General features: G+C 50.7%; 18 protein-coding genes and 1 pseudogene. 4 read left to right on the forward strand and 15 right to left on the reverse strand.

Annotation, left to right across the window (positions count from 1 at the left end):
• Positions 1-284: 284 nt before the first annotated feature.
• The 6 genes from cheW to flhD all read right to left on the reverse strand — a co-directional run bounded on the left by cheW (position 285) and on the right by flhD (position 5,718).
• Positions 285-788 (reverse strand): chemotaxis protein CheW, encoded by a 504-nt coding sequence (gene cheW / locus AC07NP_RS16630; protein WP_203360892.1) that lies wholly within the window; start codon positions 786-788, stop codon positions 285-287.
• Between the two features lie 22 nt (positions 789-810).
• Positions 811-2,841, reverse strand: a complete 2,031-nt coding sequence (gene cheA / locus AC07NP_RS16635; RefSeq protein WP_494661129.1) for a chemotaxis protein CheA — start codon at positions 2,839-2,841, stop codon at positions 811-813.
• 4 nt (positions 2,842-2,845) lie between these two features.
• Positions 2,846-3,775 carry a flagellar motor protein MotB gene (gene motB, locus AC07NP_RS16640; protein WP_494661130.1) on the reverse strand — a complete coding sequence of 310 codons (930 nt, stop codon included), beginning with the start codon at positions 3,773-3,775 and terminating at the stop codon, positions 2,846-2,848.
• Positions 3,772-4,662, reverse strand: coding sequence for a flagellar motor stator protein MotA (gene motA, locus AC07NP_RS16645; RefSeq protein ID WP_203360889.1), 891 nt, complete (start codon positions 4,660-4,662; stop codon positions 3,772-3,774). The genes motB and motA overlap by 4 nt, the downstream gene beginning before the upstream one ends.
• A gap of 124 nt (positions 4,663-4,786) precedes the next feature.
• Positions 4,787-5,371 carry a flagellar transcriptional regulator FlhC gene (gene flhC / locus AC07NP_RS16650; RefSeq protein WP_203361259.1) on the reverse strand — a complete coding sequence of 195 codons (585 nt, stop codon included), beginning with the start codon at positions 5,369-5,371 and terminating at the stop codon, positions 4,787-4,789.
• Positions 5,368-5,718: a flagellar transcriptional regulator FlhD gene (gene flhD, locus AC07NP_RS16655; RefSeq protein WP_494661131.1), complete on the reverse strand. Its 351-nt coding sequence runs from the start codon at positions 5,716-5,718 to the stop codon at positions 5,368-5,370. Before flhD ends, flhC begins: the two co-directional genes overlap by 4 nt.
• 793 nt (positions 5,719-6,511) lie before the next feature.
• Between flhD and uspC the strand changes: the two genes are divergently transcribed.
• Entirely contained in the window at positions 6,512-6,940 is a 429-nt protein-coding gene (gene uspC, locus AC07NP_RS16660) for a universal stress protein UspC (RefSeq protein ID WP_494661132.1), read from the forward strand.
• Positions 6,941-6,957: 17 nt separating this feature from the next.
• On the opposite strand, the gene otsA is transcribed toward uspC, so the two are convergent.
• The 6 genes and pseudogenes from otsA to AC07NP_RS16690 all read right to left on the reverse strand — a co-directional run.
• Positions 6,958-8,376 carry an alpha,alpha-trehalose-phosphate synthase gene (otsA, locus tag AC07NP_RS16665; RefSeq protein WP_494661133.1) on the reverse strand — a complete coding sequence of 473 codons (1,419 nt, stop codon included), beginning with the start codon at positions 8,374-8,376 and terminating at the stop codon, positions 6,958-6,960.
• On the reverse strand, positions 8,351-9,154 hold the full coding sequence (gene otsB, locus AC07NP_RS16670; RefSeq protein ID WP_494661134.1) for a trehalose-phosphatase: 804 nt from the start codon (positions 9,152-9,154) through the stop codon (positions 8,351-8,353). Before otsB ends, otsA begins: the two co-directional genes overlap by 26 nt.
• Positions 9,155-9,318: 164 nt before the next feature.
• Positions 9,319-10,305: an arabinose ABC transporter permease AraH gene (araH, locus tag AC07NP_RS16675; RefSeq protein ID WP_494661135.1), complete on the reverse strand. Its 987-nt coding sequence runs from the start codon at positions 10,303-10,305 to the stop codon at positions 9,319-9,321.
• 14 nt (positions 10,306-10,319) lie between these two features.
• Entirely contained in the window at positions 10,320-11,834 is a 1,515-nt protein-coding gene (gene araG / locus AC07NP_RS16680) for an L-arabinose ABC transporter ATP-binding protein AraG (protein ID WP_494661136.1), read from the reverse strand.
• 81 nt (positions 11,835-11,915) lie between these two features.
• Positions 11,916-12,905 (reverse strand): arabinose ABC transporter substrate-binding protein AraF, encoded by a 990-nt coding sequence (gene araF / locus AC07NP_RS16685; RefSeq protein WP_494661137.1) that lies wholly within the window; start codon positions 12,903-12,905, stop codon positions 11,916-11,918.
• Between the two features lie 376 nt (positions 12,906-13,281).
• Positions 13,282-13,368 (reverse strand): annotated as a pseudogene (locus tag AC07NP_RS16690) (DJ-1 family protein); the annotation flags it as partial.
• Between the two features lie 545 nt (positions 13,369-13,913).
• Here AC07NP_RS16690 and AC07NP_RS16695 point away from each other — a divergent pair.
• Positions 13,914-14,417, forward strand: coding sequence for a non-heme ferritin-like protein (locus tag AC07NP_RS16695; RefSeq protein ID WP_203360882.1), 504 nt, complete (start codon positions 13,914-13,916; stop codon positions 14,415-14,417).
• A gap of 173 nt (positions 14,418-14,590) precedes the next feature.
• Here the strand turns inward: AC07NP_RS16695 and AC07NP_RS16700 are convergent, their stop codons facing one another.
• The 3 genes from AC07NP_RS16700 to AC07NP_RS16710 form a co-directional block, all read right to left on the reverse strand.
• Positions 14,591-14,842: a DUF2766 family protein gene (locus AC07NP_RS16700; RefSeq protein ID WP_203360881.1), complete on the reverse strand. Its 252-nt coding sequence runs from the start codon at positions 14,840-14,842 to the stop codon at positions 14,591-14,593.
• Between the two features lie 114 nt (positions 14,843-14,956).
• Positions 14,957-15,040, reverse strand: coding sequence for a stress response protein AzuC (azuC, locus tag AC07NP_RS16705; RefSeq protein WP_004136622.1), 84 nt, complete (start codon positions 15,038-15,040; stop codon positions 14,957-14,959).
• 397 nt (positions 15,041-15,437) lie between these two features.
• Positions 15,438-16,076, reverse strand: a complete 639-nt coding sequence (locus AC07NP_RS16710) for an RpiB/LacA/LacB family sugar-phosphate isomerase (protein WP_203360880.1) — start codon at positions 16,074-16,076, stop codon at positions 15,438-15,440.
• 270 nt (positions 16,077-16,346) lie between these two features.
• On the opposite strand from AC07NP_RS16710, the gene yecR reads away from it, so the two are divergent.
• Positions 16,347-16,682, forward strand: a complete 336-nt coding sequence (yecR, locus tag AC07NP_RS16715) for a YecR family lipoprotein (protein WP_494661138.1) — start codon at positions 16,347-16,349, stop codon at positions 16,680-16,682.
• 202 nt (positions 16,683-16,884) lie between these two features.
• A complete protein-coding gene (gene ftnA, locus AC07NP_RS16720; protein ID WP_494661139.1) occupies positions 16,885-17,382 on the forward strand; it encodes a non-heme ferritin in 498 nt (165 codons plus the stop codon).
• Positions 17,383-17,402: the final 20 nt, after the last annotated feature.

Below are 17,402 nucleotides of genomic sequence, written 5' to 3' on the forward strand. Positions count from 1 at the left end.
ACAACGGTGGGTTGACACCCACCGAGATGGAAAGACAAAGAACCTCTGGCTGTGTCCAAATTAAGTAGACCACTTCAACCCCGACCCGAAAGGCAGGCGGAATAAGGCGAATGTATCGCGAAGCGACGATTTTCCTTGCCGGGAGCCAGGGTTGCAAGGGAGGCGGCGGCGAGCCTCCCTTGCACGTTCACAGGTAGGGTGATTGCAGAGAAGCAGTGGACATAAGGTGAACGTCACCCTTCACCAGAGTGACAGGTTCTCGATAATTTCTTAACTGAGCAGCATTACGCCACGTGAGACGCCGCGATATCCAACAGCGCCATCTCCTCGCTATTCAACAATTTCTCGATATTCACCAGAATCAGCATACGGTCGTCCAGCGCCCCCAGCCCCGTCAGATATTCCGTCGACAAGGTCACGGCAAACTCCGGCGCCGGGCGAATTTGATCCGCCGTCAGCGATAACACATCAGACACGCCATCAACCACGATACCGACGACGCGTTGTCCCAGATTCAGGACAATCACCACCGTATTGTCGTTATATTCGACGTCGCCCTGGCTAAATTTCACACGCAGATCAACAATCGGCACAATAACGCCGCGCAGATTGGTCACCCCTTTGATAAACGATGGCGTGTTAGCGATGCGTGTCACCTGATCGTAGCCGCGAATTTCCTGCACTTTCAGAATGTCGATGCCGTACTCTTCGTCTCCCAGCGTAAAAACCAGGAACTCCTGGCCTGACGGCTCGCCGGCCAGTTTGGTTACGTTACTCATACCGGTCATATCTCTTTCCTTCCTCACTCAATCAGGCGGCGGTGATCGCCATACGTTGTTCGCGGTTTAAACCCTGTAGCGCAGAAACATCCACAATCAGTGCAACGCTGCCGTCGCCCAGAATGGTGGCGGCGGAAATGCCCGGCACTTTGCGGTAGTTGCTCTCCAGGTTTTTAACCACCACCTGGTGCTGGCCAATAAGCTGGTCGACCAGCAGCGCATAACGTCGTCCGGCGCTTTGCAGGATCACCACAATGCCCTGGGTCGCTTCTGTTTTCGCGCCAACCACATCGAACAGTTTCCACAGTTCCACCAGCGGTAAATATTCCCCGCGCACTTCCAGCACGCGTTCGCCGCCCGCCAGTGGATGCAAGTCTTCTTCGCGCGGCTGGAGCGACTCCATCACCGCATTCAGGGGTAAAATGAAGACTTCATTTGCCACACGAACCGACATGCCGTCGAGGATGGCCAGCGTCAGCGGCAGCAAAATGCGAATCGTGGTGCCGGAACCCTGTTTTGACTGGATCTCAACGTGGCCGCCCATCTCCTGGATGTTACGTTTCACCACGTCCATGCCGACACCCCGGCCAGACACGTCCGTCACCTGTTCCGCCGTCGAGAAACCCGGGGCAAAAATCAACATGCCGACTTCGTCATCGGTCATGTTTTCGTGGATCGCCATCCCTTGCGACATCGCTTTTGCCAGGATGCGTTCACGGTTAAGCCCCGCCCCATCGTCGGTCACTTCAATGCAGATATTCCCGCCCTGATGTTCCGCAGAAAGGATCAGATTCCCGACCGCACTTTTGCCGGATTCTGCGCGTTTTTCCGGTAACTCAATACCGTGGTCGAGACTGTTGCGCACCAGGTGCGTCAGGGGATCGATAATCCGTTCAATCAGGCTCTTGTCCAGTTCCGTCGAGCTACCGATCAGCGTCAGCTCAACCTGCTTGCCCAGCTTGCCTGCCAGATCGCGCACCAGGCGTGGGAAACGGCTGAAAACATACTCCATCGGCATCATACGAATCGACATGACCGACTCTTGCAGGTCGCGGGCGTTACGTTGTAACTGACCCATGCTGGTGATGAGATCGCCGTGATTCACCGGGTCAAGCTCGTTGGAGCGTTGCGCCAGCATCGACTGGGTAATCACCAGTTCGCCCACCAGGTTGATCAGTTGATCCACCTTCTCAACCGCCACGCGAATGCTGGTCGATTCACTGGCGCGTGCCGGTTTTTCACGTTCCGCACGTGCGGGCTGCGGATCGCGGGTCGCGCTCTTCACCGCAGAAACGACCGCCGGAGTCTGTGCTGGCGACACCTCGGCCACCGGTGACGCCTCATGGCTGGCAGGCGTGACAGGCACCTGCTCAAACGCAATCTGATCGGCTTCAATCACAAAGCAGAGCACCGCGATAATGTCATCTTCCGCAATGCCGCCATCCAGCGTCGCACTGAGGCTATCGGCCTCTTTGACAACATCCGTTAAGGTGGCCAGATTGCTCAGCTCTGCTTCCAGTAAATCGACTTCATTGGCTTTCAGACGAGACAGCACAATGCGCAATTGCGTCTCTTCGCCACTCTGCGGCGTCGCGGTCTCTTCCTGAATCGCCATACTGTCGACAACACTCAGTTTGGCGGCATTCACCACGGCAGGCGCTGTTTCGCCTTTGGCTTCCAGCGCTAACTGACGTAACGCATTGCAGATGTATTCGAAGCTTGCGGTATCCGGCTGTTCAGAGCTTTTATAGGCGTCGAGCTGTTCCTGCATAATATCTTTCGTTTCCAAAAACAGGTTGATAATGTCGGTATTGAGCTGCATCTCACCGCGCCGGGCTTCATCCAGCAGGTTTTCCATTAAATGGGTGGTTTCCTGCAAAACGGTAAAACCAAACGTGCCTGCGCCCCCTTTTATCGAATGCGCGGCACGAAAAATCGCATTCAGTTGCTCTGAATCCGGCGCCTCAGGCACTAAATCGAGCAGGTGCTGTTCCATGTCAGCCAACAACTCGTCAGCTTCATCAAAAAATGTCTGATAAAAATCGCTAATATCCATGCTCACGCTATCACCTCGGATTGGCTGGTGGCGATGTGGGAACGCTTGCCGACGGCACGGCCGCTGGCTGTTGTAAGACACTTACCGGCTCATTCTGGCTTTCAGCGTTTTCATGCAAAATGGCCTGCTCTGCCTGTCTATTGAGCACCAACAGGCTGATACGGCGGTTGATGGCGTCACCGGGACCGCGATCGCTCAGGCGCATTGTGGCCGCCATGCCGACCACCCGTAACACTTTCCCGTCATCCAGGCCGCCGCTAACCAACTCCCGGCGCGACGCATTGGCGCGGTCAGCAGACAGTTCCCAGTTGCTGTAGCCTTTTTCACCGTTGGCATAAGGGAAGTCATCGGTGTGACCGGAGAGGCTGACGCGATTTGGAATGCCGTTAAGCACTGGCGCGATGGCGCGCAGAATATCGCGCATATACGGCTCAACGTCGGCGCTACCGGTTTTAAACATTGGGCGATTCTGGCTGTCGATAATCTGAATGCGCAGCCCTTCCTGAACCAGATCAATCTTCAAATGCGGGCGTAACGCGCGCAGTTTAGGGTCCGATTCAATCAGCTGATCGAGATCGCCGCGCAACTTACTCAGACGGCTTTGCTCCATGCGTTTTTTCAGCTCATCAATGTTCGGCTGCTTGTTAACTTCCCCCTGTTGCTGGGTGTAGTCATCACCGCCGCCAGGAATGGCACTTTGACTGTTCGAGATTCGGTTGCCGCCCGTCACTGCCGTTGCCAGCGGGGTGCGAAAATATTCCGCAATCTGGATCAACTCTTTCGGGCTGGAGATGGAAATCAGCCACATGACCAGAAAAAACGCCATCATTGCGGTCATAAAGTCGGCATAGGCGATTTTCCACGAGCCATGCGCCCCACCGCCGTGTCCTTTATGTTTTCGTCGTTTTACGACGATGATGGGATGGGCCTGATTTTTCATGCTTCCTCGGTCGTCGTCTGCTGCGGGTTCGGGTTTCTCACCGCGCGCACATGCTCTTCCAGTTCAATAAAGGAAGGACGTTCACTGGAATAGAGCGTTTTACGGCCAAATTCGACGGCGATCGGCGGCGCATAACCGTTCAGGTTTGAGAGCAGAGTGACCTTCACGCACTGCATCATTTTGCTGGTTTCCGCACTCTTCTGGCGCAGGACGCTGGCCAGCGGTGAAATAAACCCATAAGCCAATAAGATCCCGAGGAATGTTCCCACCATTGCATGCGCAATCAGTGCGCCGAGTTCAGCGGCCGGACGGTCAGCGGAAGCCAGTGCATGCACCACCCCCATCACCGCCGCCACGATGCCAAACGCCGGTAATGAATCGCCGACTAATGCCAGACTGTTGGCCGGGACTTCTGACTCACTTTCGTGAGTCTCAATTTCTTCATCCATCAACGCTTCAATTTCGAAGGTATTCATATTGCCGCTGATGATCAGACGCAAATAATCTACAATAAAATCAAGCATTACCGCGTCGGCGAGAATGCGCGGATAGCTGGCGAAAATTTCACTTTCACCTGGATTTTCAATGTCCCGCTCCAGCGAGAACATCCCCTGCTGCCGCGACTTGGCCATCAGGCGATAGAGCAGCGCCAGTAAATCCATATACATTGCTTTCGTGTATTTCGAACGTCGAAACAGTAACGGGATCGCTTTCATCGTCCCTTTGATGGCTTTGCCGTTATTACCGACAATAAACGCCCCTATACCCGCGCCACCGATGATGACCAGTTCAGCTGGTTGATAGAGTGCCCCAAGGTGTCCGCCGGTCATCACATAACCGCCGAAAACTGTACCGATAACCACCAGGTATCCTAATAAGATAAGCACGACATCATCCTTCCGCTGTTGACTATGGCAGGATGCGCAGTCGGGGCATTAACGCGTACGCGAGACAAAAAAAAGCAGCGGTAATCGCTTACCGCTGCTGGAGTGTTTGTCCACACCGTATCGGTTAAACAGCCTGTTCGATCTGTTCATCCAGCAGTTGTGGAATAATATCGGCAGCATTACGGGAAAGTTTACGTCTTTTTACGGCGCGGGAAGGAGGCTGGCATAAACTGCAGGCAAAGCTGCCCGGAGGCTGGTGTGCGTGGGTGATAAAATTACCGTCACAGCAATTGCAGCGCGACAATTCAAGCAAACCACTTTCAACAAAACGCACGAGTGTCCAGGCGCGGGTTAGCGCGAGCAGCGGCCCCTCTTCCGGTTGCGGGCACTGCTCCAGGTAAAGTCGATACGCTTTGATCACGGCATCCACGCCGCTGCATAACCCTGTTTTGAGCAAGAACTGCCAGGCGTTACAAAACATGGAAGCATGAATATTCTGCTCCCATGTCATAAACCAGTCGGTGGAAAACGGAAGCATCCCTTTTGGCGGAGGACTGCCGCGTAATTCTTTGTACAGCTTGATGAGACGACCACGACTTAACTGTGTTTCGCTTTCCAGCATTTGCAAACGGGCGCCAAGCGTGATCAATTCCATGGCTAACTGGATATCGCGCGCTTCCTGAACAATGCTTTTTTCGCTCATCATCAGGCCCTTTTCTTACGCGCCGCATCGTCAGCCTGATTCACGTCGTTGAGCAGACGCGTCGACAGCATGATGCCGGTATGAATTTGCTGAAGATCGTCGACACGCGAATCCTGCGTCAGACGGGTGATCGTCTGGCAGCTGTCAAAGCGGAAATGACATACTAATTGATTTGTTTCGGCCAGCTTGACCATTTGCGGAAGCGTTAAAGTCCCCAGCGTGTTCGCCATCTCTTCACTGATACCCAGGCGGAACATCGCGGATGCTTTGTCCTGTACGATCAGACGCTGTGCGAGAAGAAAGTATGACAAATTGATGTCATAGATATGTTTCAGCAACTCGGATGTGTGCATTGTTCCCATCCAGAATAACCCATTTTATTTTTATGCGGTAAAACCGCACCCCGTGATGTTGCCGGGAATTCCCGGTAAAAAAAATCAAAAAGGTCAAATGCATAGCAGTGTTCAGGTACAAACGCGCACTGGAAAGCACTCCCTCCAGGGAACACTCGCCATTTACACGTTTTAATCAATTCTTACAAATACCTAAGATTTTTCCTAATTCGACGCAACTCTACTCGCCACCATCGACACATACAACGGAGCAGGGCTGCGAATTTGAAAAATATGTGATCTACGTCACAATATTACTCAAATACTTAACATAAACCCATCAGATAAGCTTTTATTTTGTGTGTTTATTCACCAATTAAACACACTTTGTATTCCAGAGCTCCGACCAGACGTTCAATAAATAGACAAACGCCACTTGTTTCGTAAAGTGAATGTCACTTTATGAAAATATAAAATAATTGGGTATGCTGTTTTATGAGGGGCAATATTTAATTCTAATAAAACAATAACTTAACTATTAAGATGAGTTAATTAATACCCCATAGTTACCATAGGTTATATGTTAATTTTTGTTACATTGCAATTAACATTTCATTTTCATACCCACAAAATTTAATTTAAATTACACAATAATGTCTTGCTGGTGATTTTTGTGACGATTTCAATCATAAGATTATCTAATGAATAATTATGATAACCCTCACACAATTGCCCTCTCAAAGCGTTGCAGTATTGGTTTAAACAGAGTAAAGCTGAACTACCACCTCATATTCTTGCAATTAAGGAGCGAGTTATGAGCTACACCCATATTCTTGTCGCCGTTGCCGTTACGCCAGAAAGCCGCCAACTTTTAGCCAAAGCCGTTTCCATCGCGCGCCCTGTCAATGCCCGCATTAGTCTGATTACTCTCGCCTCCGATCCGGAGATCTATAACCAGTTCGCTGCGCCGATGCTGGAGGATTTACGCGAGGTGATGCAGGAGGAGACACAGGATTTTCTTAATACACTCAGTCGTGACGCGGGTTATCCCATTGAGCAAACCTTTATCACTTATGGGGAGCTTAACGAACATATTCTGGATGTGTGCCGAAAACATGCGGTGGATTTGGTCATTTACGGAAATCATAACCACAGTTTCTTTTCGCGAGCCTCCTGCTCTGCGAAAAGTGTGATCAGCACCAGTCAGGTAGATGTTTTGCTGGTTCCGCTGGCGAAAGAATAAGCGCCGATGAGCGAATGTCAGGCCAGTTTAGGAAAGGTCGCGACTTTGTTCCGCTGCTGACTCTCGGCGTTGCGCGGCGCAACTTCCTTCAGGTCGTGAATAAAGCGATCCTGCCAGTTATGGATATCATTTTTGATTATCACCGCCAGCATTTCCGCATGGCGCGAAATACGCTCGGCAAGGGGCATGGTTAATGCGCGATCCAACGCGGCGGCGACTTCATCCCGATCATACGGATTAACGATTAACGCGGATGTCAGTTCGTTGGCGGCACCGGCAAACTGTGAAAGCACCAGCACGCCGGGGTTGGCGGGGTCCTGCGCGGCAACATATTCCTTCGCCACCAGGTTCATGCCATCCCGTAGTGGCGTCACCAGCCCCACATCAGAGTAACGAAATACTTTCATCAGCAGCTTGCGATCAAAATGTTGGTTCAGATAGTAGAGCGGCGTCCAGCCCAGTTGACCGTATTTGCTGTTGATCCGCCCTGCTTCCGTCTCCAGTTGGTGGCGAATATCCTGGTAAGCCTGTACATCACCACGCGACGTCGGCGCAATTTGCGTATAGCGGATGTTACCGTGATGCTGAGGATAGTGCTCCAGCAGCGCTTCATAGGCCTGAAAACGCTCGGGCAACCCTTTGGAATAGTCCAGTCGCTCGACAGAAAAAATGTTCTGCACATTCTTCAGTTCCGCCTTCAACTGCGCCAGTTTTGGCGGCAGCGCACCTTTCGCCTGCTGAGCAATCTCTTCCGGCGCAATGCCAATCGGATACACGTCGGTACAAAATGCTTTGCCCCACGCCGTATGACGTCGACTGCGTGTGGTGACTCGGGTCTGACTCGCCAGACAGTCCAGGAAAGCCAGTCGGTCGTTTTCGGTCTGGAATCCGAGTAAATCGAAATCACACATCTGCTCCAGCAGCGAATCGTGGGGTGGCAAGGCGTTAAAAATTTCAGGGGTCGGGAACGGAATATGCAGAAAAAAGCCAATACGGTTATTCACGCCACGCTGGCGCAATTCACTGGCAAACGGCAGCAAGTGATAGTCGTGAACCCAGATCATGTCGTCTTCGTTTAACAGCGGCAGCAGTTTGTCCGCCAGCAACGCATTGACCCGCAGATATCCCTCCCAGGCATTGCGCTGAAATTGCACTAAGTCCAGCCGGTAATGAAATGCCGGCCACAGAACAGCGTTAGAAAACTGGCAGTAATACTCTTCGTAATCCTGCTCGCTCAGATTAAAAGACGCCCAGGTCATATTCCCGCGCGTCACTTTTTTCAACGGCTTATCTTCGTCCCCCGTCTCCCCACTCCAGCCGAACCACAGCCCTCCAGTGGCTTTTAGAGCGCCCAGTACACCAACCGCCAGCCCGCCAGCACTGCCTTTATTATCGGGGGGAGCAATTCGATTAGATACTACGACTAAACGACTCATAGCCATCTCTCCTGTCACTCGCTGATTTTTGTTTTTGTTGTGGATTATGGATCTGTTCCAGCCAACGCCAGACGTCAGCCACGCTGGCTAAACGCCAGTTGGCCTGCGTCTCACCGCAACCGACTTTGATCGACATGCCACCCGCCCGATTCACCGCCGCGAACCCCGTTTCATCGGTCAGATCGTCACCTATAAACAAAGGAGTACGGCCTGCAAAGGGGGCCTCATGCATAAATGCGGCAATGGCTTCACCTTTGTCACTCCCCCGGGGTTTAATCTCCAGCACACATTTACCCGGTTGCAACGCTAACTGCGGCCAGCGGGCGGTAACGCGCTTCGCCAGCATCAGTAACGCCGCTTCATGCTGCGGCGCCTGTCGGTAATGCAGCGCGAATGCCATGTTTTTGCTTTCCAGTTCAGCGCCAGGCAGGTTTTCCAGCGCCGCAGATAACTGGTTGTAGACGTCACGTTTTAACGCCTGTGGAAGCGTCACGATGTGGGTTTGACCATGGATATCACGGCGCTCGGCCCCGTGTACTCCGGCAAGCGGAAAACGAAAAGGGGTTGTCAGCGCGTCAAGTTCAACCATCGAACGCCCTGAAATCAATGCCAGTGCTCCCGCATTCTGCATGGCCAGGCGGTGTAGCATCTTGAGAACGGCGTCCGGTATTGCCACCTGATCGGGGTGCGGTCTGATCTCAGCAAGGGTTCCATCAAGGTCAAAAAACCAGGCATGGTTTGCAGATAATTCAGGGGATACGGTTAACAAGTCTGTCACCCTGTTCTCCTCCTTATCATGGTTTTTGGGAGGCGAAAAGCGCCCCCATTAGCATGTAAGTATAGACAGTGTGACAATGCTCGCCATTTTGAAAGACAATCGCCAGCCTTATTAGGGGCTGACGATCAGGGGGGACTATACTGAAAAGTTGGCTGATAAAAACGTTACACAGTACGTTTCGCTTTTTGTTTGTAACGGTCGAAGATCACCGCGGCCAGCAGGATCAAGCCACGAACTACGTACTGCGCGAAAGGAGAAATATTCAGAAGGTTCATGGCATTTTCCACGGTCCCCAGAATCAACACCCCGGCCACCACATATGAGATTTTCCCGATGCCGCCTTTGAGGGAAACGCCCCCAAGTACACAGGCAGAAATCACAATCAGCTCGTAACCAATCGAGGTCATCGGCTGGCCACTGGTCATACGCGATGCCAGAATGATGCCCGCCGCAGCAGAAACCAACCCCGAGAGCACAAAGATGATGATTTTGGTGCGAACGACCGGAACCCCGGCCAGGCGCGCCGCCTCTTCATTACCGCCAATCGCCAGCGTATTACGGCCAAAGGTGGTTTTGTTCAGCAGCAGACCAAAGATTATCAGACAAGCGACCGTTAACCAGATCGGCGCAGGCAGCCCGAACCAGTTAGCATAGCCGAGGGTAAAGAAACGCTCGTCTTCAATACCGACCGCTTTCCCGTCAGAAATGATATAGGCCAGGCCGCGCACAATCTGCATCGTCGCAAGCGTGGTAATCAGGGCGTTGATCTTTAAGCGGGCAATCACGAAACCGTTCACCAGACCACACAGCACGCCGAGCAGCAGTCCTGCCGCCACGCCGATCCACAGGCTTTCGGTCATGTTGATGACCACAGCGGTCGTTACCCCGGCGCAGGCAATAACGGAGGCGACAGAGAGGTCGAAATCGCCAGATGCCAGACAGAACAACATCCCGCAGGCCACCATGCCTGACATGGAGATAGCCAGCCCCAGCCCCTTCATATTAATAAAGGAGGCAAAGTTTGGCACAAAAATAGCGCAGGCCAGGAACAGTACCGCGAACACAACCAACATTCCGTACTGATCCCAAATGCGACCAGGGTTAAACGGCGACTTAGGCGCGCCAGATCCCGATGTAGTTACAGAAGACATCATACTCTCCTTACTCAGGCGACTGCCTGGCTGACTTTTGGCATAGCAAGGCTCAAAGCCTGCCGTTCATCCGCCTGTTCGTGAAGCAATTCACCGGCGATCTCACCTTCCCTCATCACCACAATACGGTCGGCGACGCCCAAAACCTCCGGCAAATCACTGGAGGCAAACAACACAGCAACGCCCCGCGCCGCCAGGGCGTAGATAACGTTATAGATTTCGTGTTTTGCGCCCACATCTATGCCGCGTGTTGGTTCATCAAGCAAAATGACTTTCATCTCTTCCGACAGCCAGCGACCCAGAATCGCCTTTTGCTGATTCCCGCCGGAGAGGTTCATGATCAGTTGCTCCGCTCCCGGTGTTTTAATGTTCAGTGAATGAATATGGTGGTCAGCGTTGGTCTCTTCCCAACTGTTGTTGATAAGACACCCGCCCCGGACATGCTTACGACGCGCGCTGATGTTGATATTGTCGCGTACAGAATGCACCGGGATGATCCCCTCGGCTTTACGGTCTTCCGGGCAGAGCATCATGCCTGCCGCAATGGCATTGGCTGGCTTGCGGATATCAATCGGTTTTTCATCGATATACACCTGACCTTCAGTGATACGCGTGCCGCCGAACAACCCTTTCATCAACTCACTGCGTCCGGCGCCGACCAGGCCAAACAGCCCGACAATCTCGCCGCTGCGCACCGATAAACTGATCGGAGTCCTTACGCCAGGCGCTTTCACCTCATGCAGACGCAAACGCTCTGCGCCATAGGGCCTTGATTCCCAACCGTAAATATCGCCGAGATCGCGCCCCACCATCGCCTGTACTAACGCGTCGTGGTTCACCTGCTGCATGTCGGCAAATGTTTTGACATAGCGACCATCTTTGAACACGGTAATGGCGTCGCTCAGCGCGAAAATTTCTTCCATACGGTGCGAAACGTAGAGGATGATGCGACCTTCTTTACGCAGTTCACGAATGACGCGGAATAAGTTCTCAATCTCTCTGGCTGAAAGTGAGCTGGTCGGTTCATCAAAGGCGATAATTTTGGCATTTCGCGCCAGCGCTTTGGCGATCTCCACCATCTGCCACTGCCCGATCGAGAGATATTTCAGCGGGGTATCAGGATCAATGTCCATCCCCAGATGTTTTAGCTGCAACCCGGCCTCATAATTAAGCAGCGATCGGTTTACAATTCCGCCTTTATGCGGCAACTGACCAAGATAAATATTCTCCGCGACGGTCATTTCCGGCACGAGATGTAATTCCTGGTAAATAATAGCGACACCGGCGTTCAATGCGGCAGTGGTGTCAGCAAAGGTGACCTCTTGCCCAAGAATCGCTAAAGAACCCGTGGTAGGCGCGTAATTACCGCTGAGAATTTTTAAGAGTGTTGATTTCCCGGCGCCATTTTCACCCATCAGCGCATGCACCTGACCGGCATAACAGTCAAAACTGATATCCGTTAGCGCTTTGACGCCAGGAAAGGTTTTTCCAATGCCGCGAAATGAGAGATACGGGGTAGATTGTTGCATAACGTCTCCGTGAATCTGGGTCGTTAGTCGTTAATCAAACCCTCTGCCGCCGCAGCGACAGAGGGTGTTTTCTACTGCCGATTACTTACCGCCTAACCCTTTTTTGGCCAGTTCTTCTTTGAAGTTGTCACGCGTAATCAACACTACATCAGTCACTTCAGTGAATTTTGGTGGTTCCGCGCCTTTGGTCACCCAGTTGTAGAGCATTTCGCTGGATTTATAGCCATGTACGTCCGGGCTTGGCAGCAACGAACCGAAGAAGCCGGTCGCTTGCGCCTTCGACAGTTCACTGACCGCGTCCACGCCGTTGATACCGATACCGATCACATCGGCAGCTTTAAAGCCCTGGCCTTCCGTCGCACGCACGCCGCCCAGTACGGTGTTGTCGTTCATCCCGACAATCAGCCAGTGTTTCACTTCCGGATGCTGAACCAGCATGGAGTTCGCAGCATCAAATGCACCAGGGATGTCATTGGATTTCGTCGGCACCTGGTAGATCTGTTTTTCCGGGAAGCCAGCGGTTTTCAGCGCGTCCATTGAGCCACCGGTACGGCGACGCGCGGTATCCAGCTCGTTCGCCGTGATCGCCATTACCGCAGTCTCTTTCACATCCCAACCGCGTTTCTGCATCTCTTTGTACAGCTCTTCACCCTGACGCTCGCCAATTTTAGTCGCCGCCATCATGACCAGAGGAACGGTATCCATCGGCTTGCCTTTGGCGTTAACAAACTGGTCGTCCACCGCGATGACTTTCATGTCGTAACCGCGCGCCTTGGCAGCGATTGCCGAGCCGAGTTTCGGATCCGGTGTACAAATAACAAACCCTTTCGCGCCGCTGGCGGCCAGGCTGTCGATGGCATTCAGGGTCTTTTCGCCATCGGGGACGGCAATTTTAATCACTTCAAAACCCAAATCTTTTCCGGCTTTATCAGCAAATTTCCACTCCGTCTGGAACCAGGGTTCTTCTGGCTGTTTCACCAGAAAACCGAGCTTCATGGTTTCTGCAATAGCGGATTGTGACATAACGGCAGCCAGGCCAATGGCCGCCAGCGCTTTAGTGAATTTGTGCATGGTTAACTCCAGCTTTAGCGTTCTTTTATGTAGGGTAAAAACGAACGGTTTTTTGTAATTCAGACGAAAAACAAGGCATTACCATTTATATCGACGATTAATGCCAGTGCTGGAATAAGTTTTAGCGGGAAATTGATTCTCCATAGGAGAGCGGCATCACATCACAGAATTACAGTAATTGCGTGCATAAATTTAGCGGGAAATGACATAAGAAAATGAGAATTTGTCAGACAAATAAAAAGAGGTGTAGCAGATTAGTCCATAACCCCAGCCAGCCAATCCTTGTTCCCGAATACGGGTGTATTCGGGAACGTTTTATTTACCCGCGATAGTAAATATGGTCCGCATGATCACGAACCGGAGCGTCGTCACCAGGTTAACGGGCGCTGAGCGTCAGTGCAAAATCAAATATATGGCCTAACCCTTTGCCGCTAATCAGATTGCCATCTTTAACAACTGGCGCAGAGCAGATCGGGCAAATCAAACAGCCAGTGATGACAGAGTGATTGGCTTGACGTTTTCACGTTTCTAAAAATGATCTGGCACACACTTCAGCCCTGGTGGGAGACCTGCCAGTACAGCTTTATCTAATAACTGCCGAAACAGCCATAATGGATAATTATCATTGAACATATGATACCCGTTGGAACTATCTCACTCCGTCATTTAAAACAATGCTTCAAACATCTATCGATACTTTAATCAACGTTAAATCATGACGTTGCACTGACGAGACATAATTTCTAAAATTCCTGGTTCACAACCGATATTTAAGAAAAATATGTAAAAAACTTTAAACATTTCATTATAAGGATTTTCTTATATCCATACAGGCGGTATGCTTATTTCGATCATCAACGGAAATGACTACGTGATCACATAAAGGACCGGCAGAACGGATTTATTCTGCTAACAGTATCACTTGTGCGTAGATGTTAAGTGTGGCAGCAGCCTGCTGCGCTGATGCTGGTTACGCACAGCCCCTTTTCTGGAAATAAGGATATTGACATGGCTGCAGTAGAAATGGCTCACAAGCTCAACGCCCAGATGAATCTTGAGTTTTACGCATCCAATCTTTACCTTCGCCTGAGCGAGTGGTGTGCGGATAACAGTTTGACGGGTACAGCGATGTTTCTTCGCACTCAGGCGCAAAGCAACATCACCCAAATGATGCGCATGTTTAATTTTATGAAGAGCGCAGGCGCTAACCCCATTGTTAAAGCGATTGATATTCCCGGCGATGAGTTAACGTCACTTGAAGAATTATTTCAGAAAACCTTAGACGATTATCAACAGCGCTCCAGCACCCTGTCGAGTTTAACCCGCGAAGCAAAAGCGTTGAATGACGACCTCACGCTTGATTTTCTCCACGATCTGAAAAAAGAACAGCAGCAGGATGGCGTGCTATTACAAGCGATCTTCGATGAAGTTTGCAGCGCCAAACGCGCAGGTCTGTGCATGGCGCAAACAGACAAGCACTTACTCAACGTCGTTAACCACCAGCACCACTAATGGCGGTATAGCGTCGGATAACGCCATAACCCCCCAGTCTGGCCTGCAAGAATATCTACCGCAGGCCGGGCAACCGTCGCATTGCCGACTCCCCCAATGATTCAGAAACGATTACGCCCCCTGATGCAGGAGGCGTAATAAGCATGCTTCAAAAAGCTAATACATTGATTAAATTAGTGAGCTTCGCCCTGCGGCGTGAATTTCAGCTCGATCAAGGCGATAGCTTTCTGAATAGCGCGCATCGTCACGGGATCGGCTGCGGCAGGATGGCTTGAAAAATCGATGTTTTTCAGTTGGGTAGCCATTTTCTCGCGAACTTCGACGGGGGCGATCACGTCAAGAACGTCCAGAATTTGTTTGAGAACCAGTTGGCAGGCAACAACGTCAGAGACCAGTTCCTGATCGGCGTTCAGTGTTTGGGACATAGTGAGCTCCTTATAGAAAGGTCGTCATAGTACCTATTCAGGAGCAGAAACGATAGCAGCGTAAACGCAGCAAAAATACAGGTATAAAAAAACCTGCCGTAGCAGGTTTTTTTATCAGAACATACCGCCTGGCGGTACATCTTTGAATGTTTTGCAATAATTTTCGAACATGCTTTTCAGAATTTTGCGCAGTTTCATAGCATTGCTCCGTTTGATTGTTGTTCAGGTTTATTGTCTACGAGCAATATAATATAACATCCGTCACAAAAATCAATATTTATGTGACGCAGATCACACATAAAAATGTGCAAATTCTTTCAATTATTATGTTTTTAGCATAAAAATCATAATGTTATCTCATTGCATGTTTTGGTAAATTTTTATAGATTTTTTTGATAAGAACCATCATCGACAGCAAAAGATGGGGTCTGGCAGGGTGCTTGCTACGCAGAAGTTAAAGCCAGCAATAGAGGAAGTACGGAATCGAACAAAAACACATTACTGTCGCCCGGTCGCTCAACGCTGGCCGGGCTGACATGCGGCATCTTTCAGGCCGGTAAGCGTTGCGCTGTCCGGCCCTATGCCATCAAGAACCTTACGCCAGGATTTCGCGTACAAACGCTTCGATCGCTTTGTCCTGGCCATTTTCGAAAAGACACTGCTGGAAACGCGGACCCGACACAGCGGTTTTCACCAACTCAGGATCGATAGCACGCAACGTATCCAGATAGTTCTCTTTTACAACGGCCGCTTTCACCTGGTTCAGAATGCCCGCGTTGCGAACCTGCGGCTCTTTACGCTCCGGCGGGTAGCCTTCGCCGTTACGACCCGTGAACGCTTTTTCAAAGATGAAGCGAACGTTCAGCTCGGCACCCCAGCCAAAACCTTTCGCGAATGGCAGAGAAAGCGCATTACCGTTGTTGATCTGGGCAAACAGAAACGCATCAGCCGGATCGATACAGTATCCGCAAATCACGCCCGGATGGATATTCAGGGACATCAGCGCCCCTTGACCCGTGCCGCAGCCGGTCACGACAAAATCAACCGCTTTAGCATTGAGCAGAATACTGGCCATAATGCCCAGATGAATATAGGTCAGATGATGGTCATTCTCATCGCTCATGCCCACGTTAAAGACGGGAAATCCCTTCTCATCCGCAACGGCCTTGAGTTCGTTATGAATGATGGCATTTTTGCTTGCCTGGCTGTTTTCCATCATCAGTGCAATTTTCATACTGTATCTCCTGAATGCGTCGCGATAAATCCCGACGTGAGTCTGTGAAATTGACGCCACATTACTATGTGATGAATGTATTTTCAAATTTAATGAAAGATGGTTTTAAAAAACAAAAACAGGCTCACGTTTTATCTGCCTGTGGAGCATTTTTTGTACATTGCGCCCGGTCGTTGCCATTAAACATGGGTGATCCTCAGGCTATTCAAGCCATTGGACCGAGGGTGTATCAGGTAGGATAGCGTATCACCGAATTTTCAGAGCGATATCATGAAGAGCCTTTTTCTTGCCCTCTCGCTGTTAATGTTGGCGGGATGCACCATCACCCGCCAAGCAAACGTCAGCGAAGCCAACGCAACCAGTGGGATTGTTCGCCTCACCTGGAATCAGGCGATGCTGCAAACGGCAAGTACTGACGACTATGTCGCCAAAGGTACCGCCACGCGTGAATGTCAGCAAATGGGCTACGCGAACGCCGTCGGATTTGGCCAGCCTGTCCCCACCTGCAGTGTTTATGCGGGTTCTCTGTGTCTGAATACGAAAATAACCTTATCGTACCAGTGCCAGGGTGTGGCGATCCCCTCGACGACACCTGGCTATTATTAAACGTTGAGGTCAGTTTATTTATTAATGACTGGCCTTTTATTATTTCAGCGTGTCTTTATTTTTAATTTAAGAGCGTTAATGCGTTTTATTCCCATTCGCATTTTTAATAATTGATTTTATTATTTTACCTTTTGCAAATAATTAAATAACAAATTATAGTGGCGCCACATCGACATATCATTAACATGTGTGGAGCAGAACAATGCTGAAAACAGAAATGATCGAAAAACTGAATGAACAGATGAACCTCGAGTTATATTCGTCTCTGCTCTATCAGCAAATGAGTGCGTGGTGCAGCTATAACAGCTTTGAAGGTGCCGCCGCGTTCCTGCGCCGTCACGCTCAGGAAGAGATGACGCATATGCAGCGTCTGTTCGATTATCTGACCGATACCGGCAGCCTGCCGCGTATTAATACCGTCGCGTCTCCTTTCGCTGAATATGCGTCACTGGATGAACTGTTCCGTGTTACGTACGAACACGAGCAATTGATCACCCTGAAAATTAACGAACTGGCTCACGCGGCGATGACCAACCAGGATTATCCGACCTTTAACTTCCTGCAGTGGTACGTGGCTGAACAGCATGAAGAAGAGAAGTTATTTAAATCGGTCATTGATAAATTAACGCTGGCAGGTAAAAGCGGTGAAGGTCTTTACTTCATCGACAAAGAACTGTCGACGCTGGATACACAGAATTAATTTCGCTTCGGTGAAGCGGG

This window comes from Citrobacter sp. GW821-FHT07H02, from assembly GCF_059418505.1.

Bases quoted from the DNA above. Each gene is read 5' to 3' on its own strand.
- cheW (WP_203360892.1), bottom strand. From the start codon at position 788: ATGACCGGTATGAGTAACGTAACCAAACTGGCCGGCGAGCCGTCAGGC.
- motB (WP_494661130.1), bottom strand. From the start codon at position 3,775: ATGAAAAATCAGGCCCATCCCATCATCGTCGTAAAACGACGAAAACAT.
- flhD (WP_494661131.1), bottom strand. From the start codon at position 5,718: ATGCACACATCCGAGTTGCTGAAACATATCTATGACATCAATTTGTCA.
- uspC (WP_494661132.1), top strand. From the start codon at position 6,512: ATGAGCTACACCCATATTCTTGTCGCCGTTGCCGTTACGCCAGAAAGC.
- otsA (WP_494661133.1), bottom strand. From the start codon at position 8,376: ATGAGTCGTTTAGTCGTAGTATCTAATCGAATTGCTCCCCCCGATAAT.
- araH (WP_494661135.1), bottom strand. From the start codon at position 10,305: ATGTCTTCTGTAACTACATCGGGATCTGGCGCGCCTAAGTCGCCGTTT.
- araG (WP_494661136.1), bottom strand. From the start codon at position 11,834: ATGCAACAATCTACCCCGTATCTCTCATTTCGCGGCATTGGAAAAACC.
- araF (WP_494661137.1), bottom strand. From the start codon at position 12,905: ATGCACAAATTCACTAAAGCGCTGGCGGCCATTGGCCTGGCTGCCGTT.
- AC07NP_RS16695 (WP_203360882.1), top strand. From the start codon at position 13,914: ATGGCTGCAGTAGAAATGGCTCACAAGCTCAACGCCCAGATGAATCTT.
- AC07NP_RS16700 (WP_203360881.1), bottom strand. From the start codon at position 14,842: ATGTCCCAAACACTGAACGCCGATCAGGAACTGGTCTCTGACGTTGTT.
- azuC (WP_004136622.1), bottom strand. From the start codon at position 15,040: ATGAAACTGCGCAAAATTCTGAAAAGCATGTTCGAAAATTATTGCAAA.
- AC07NP_RS16710 (WP_203360880.1), bottom strand. From the start codon at position 16,076: ATGAAAATTGCACTGATGATGGAAAACAGCCAGGCAAGCAAAAATGCC.
- yecR (WP_494661138.1), top strand. From the start codon at position 16,347: ATGAAGAGCCTTTTTCTTGCCCTCTCGCTGTTAATGTTGGCGGGATGC.
- ftnA (WP_494661139.1), top strand. From the start codon at position 16,885: ATGCTGAAAACAGAAATGATCGAAAAACTGAATGAACAGATGAACCTC.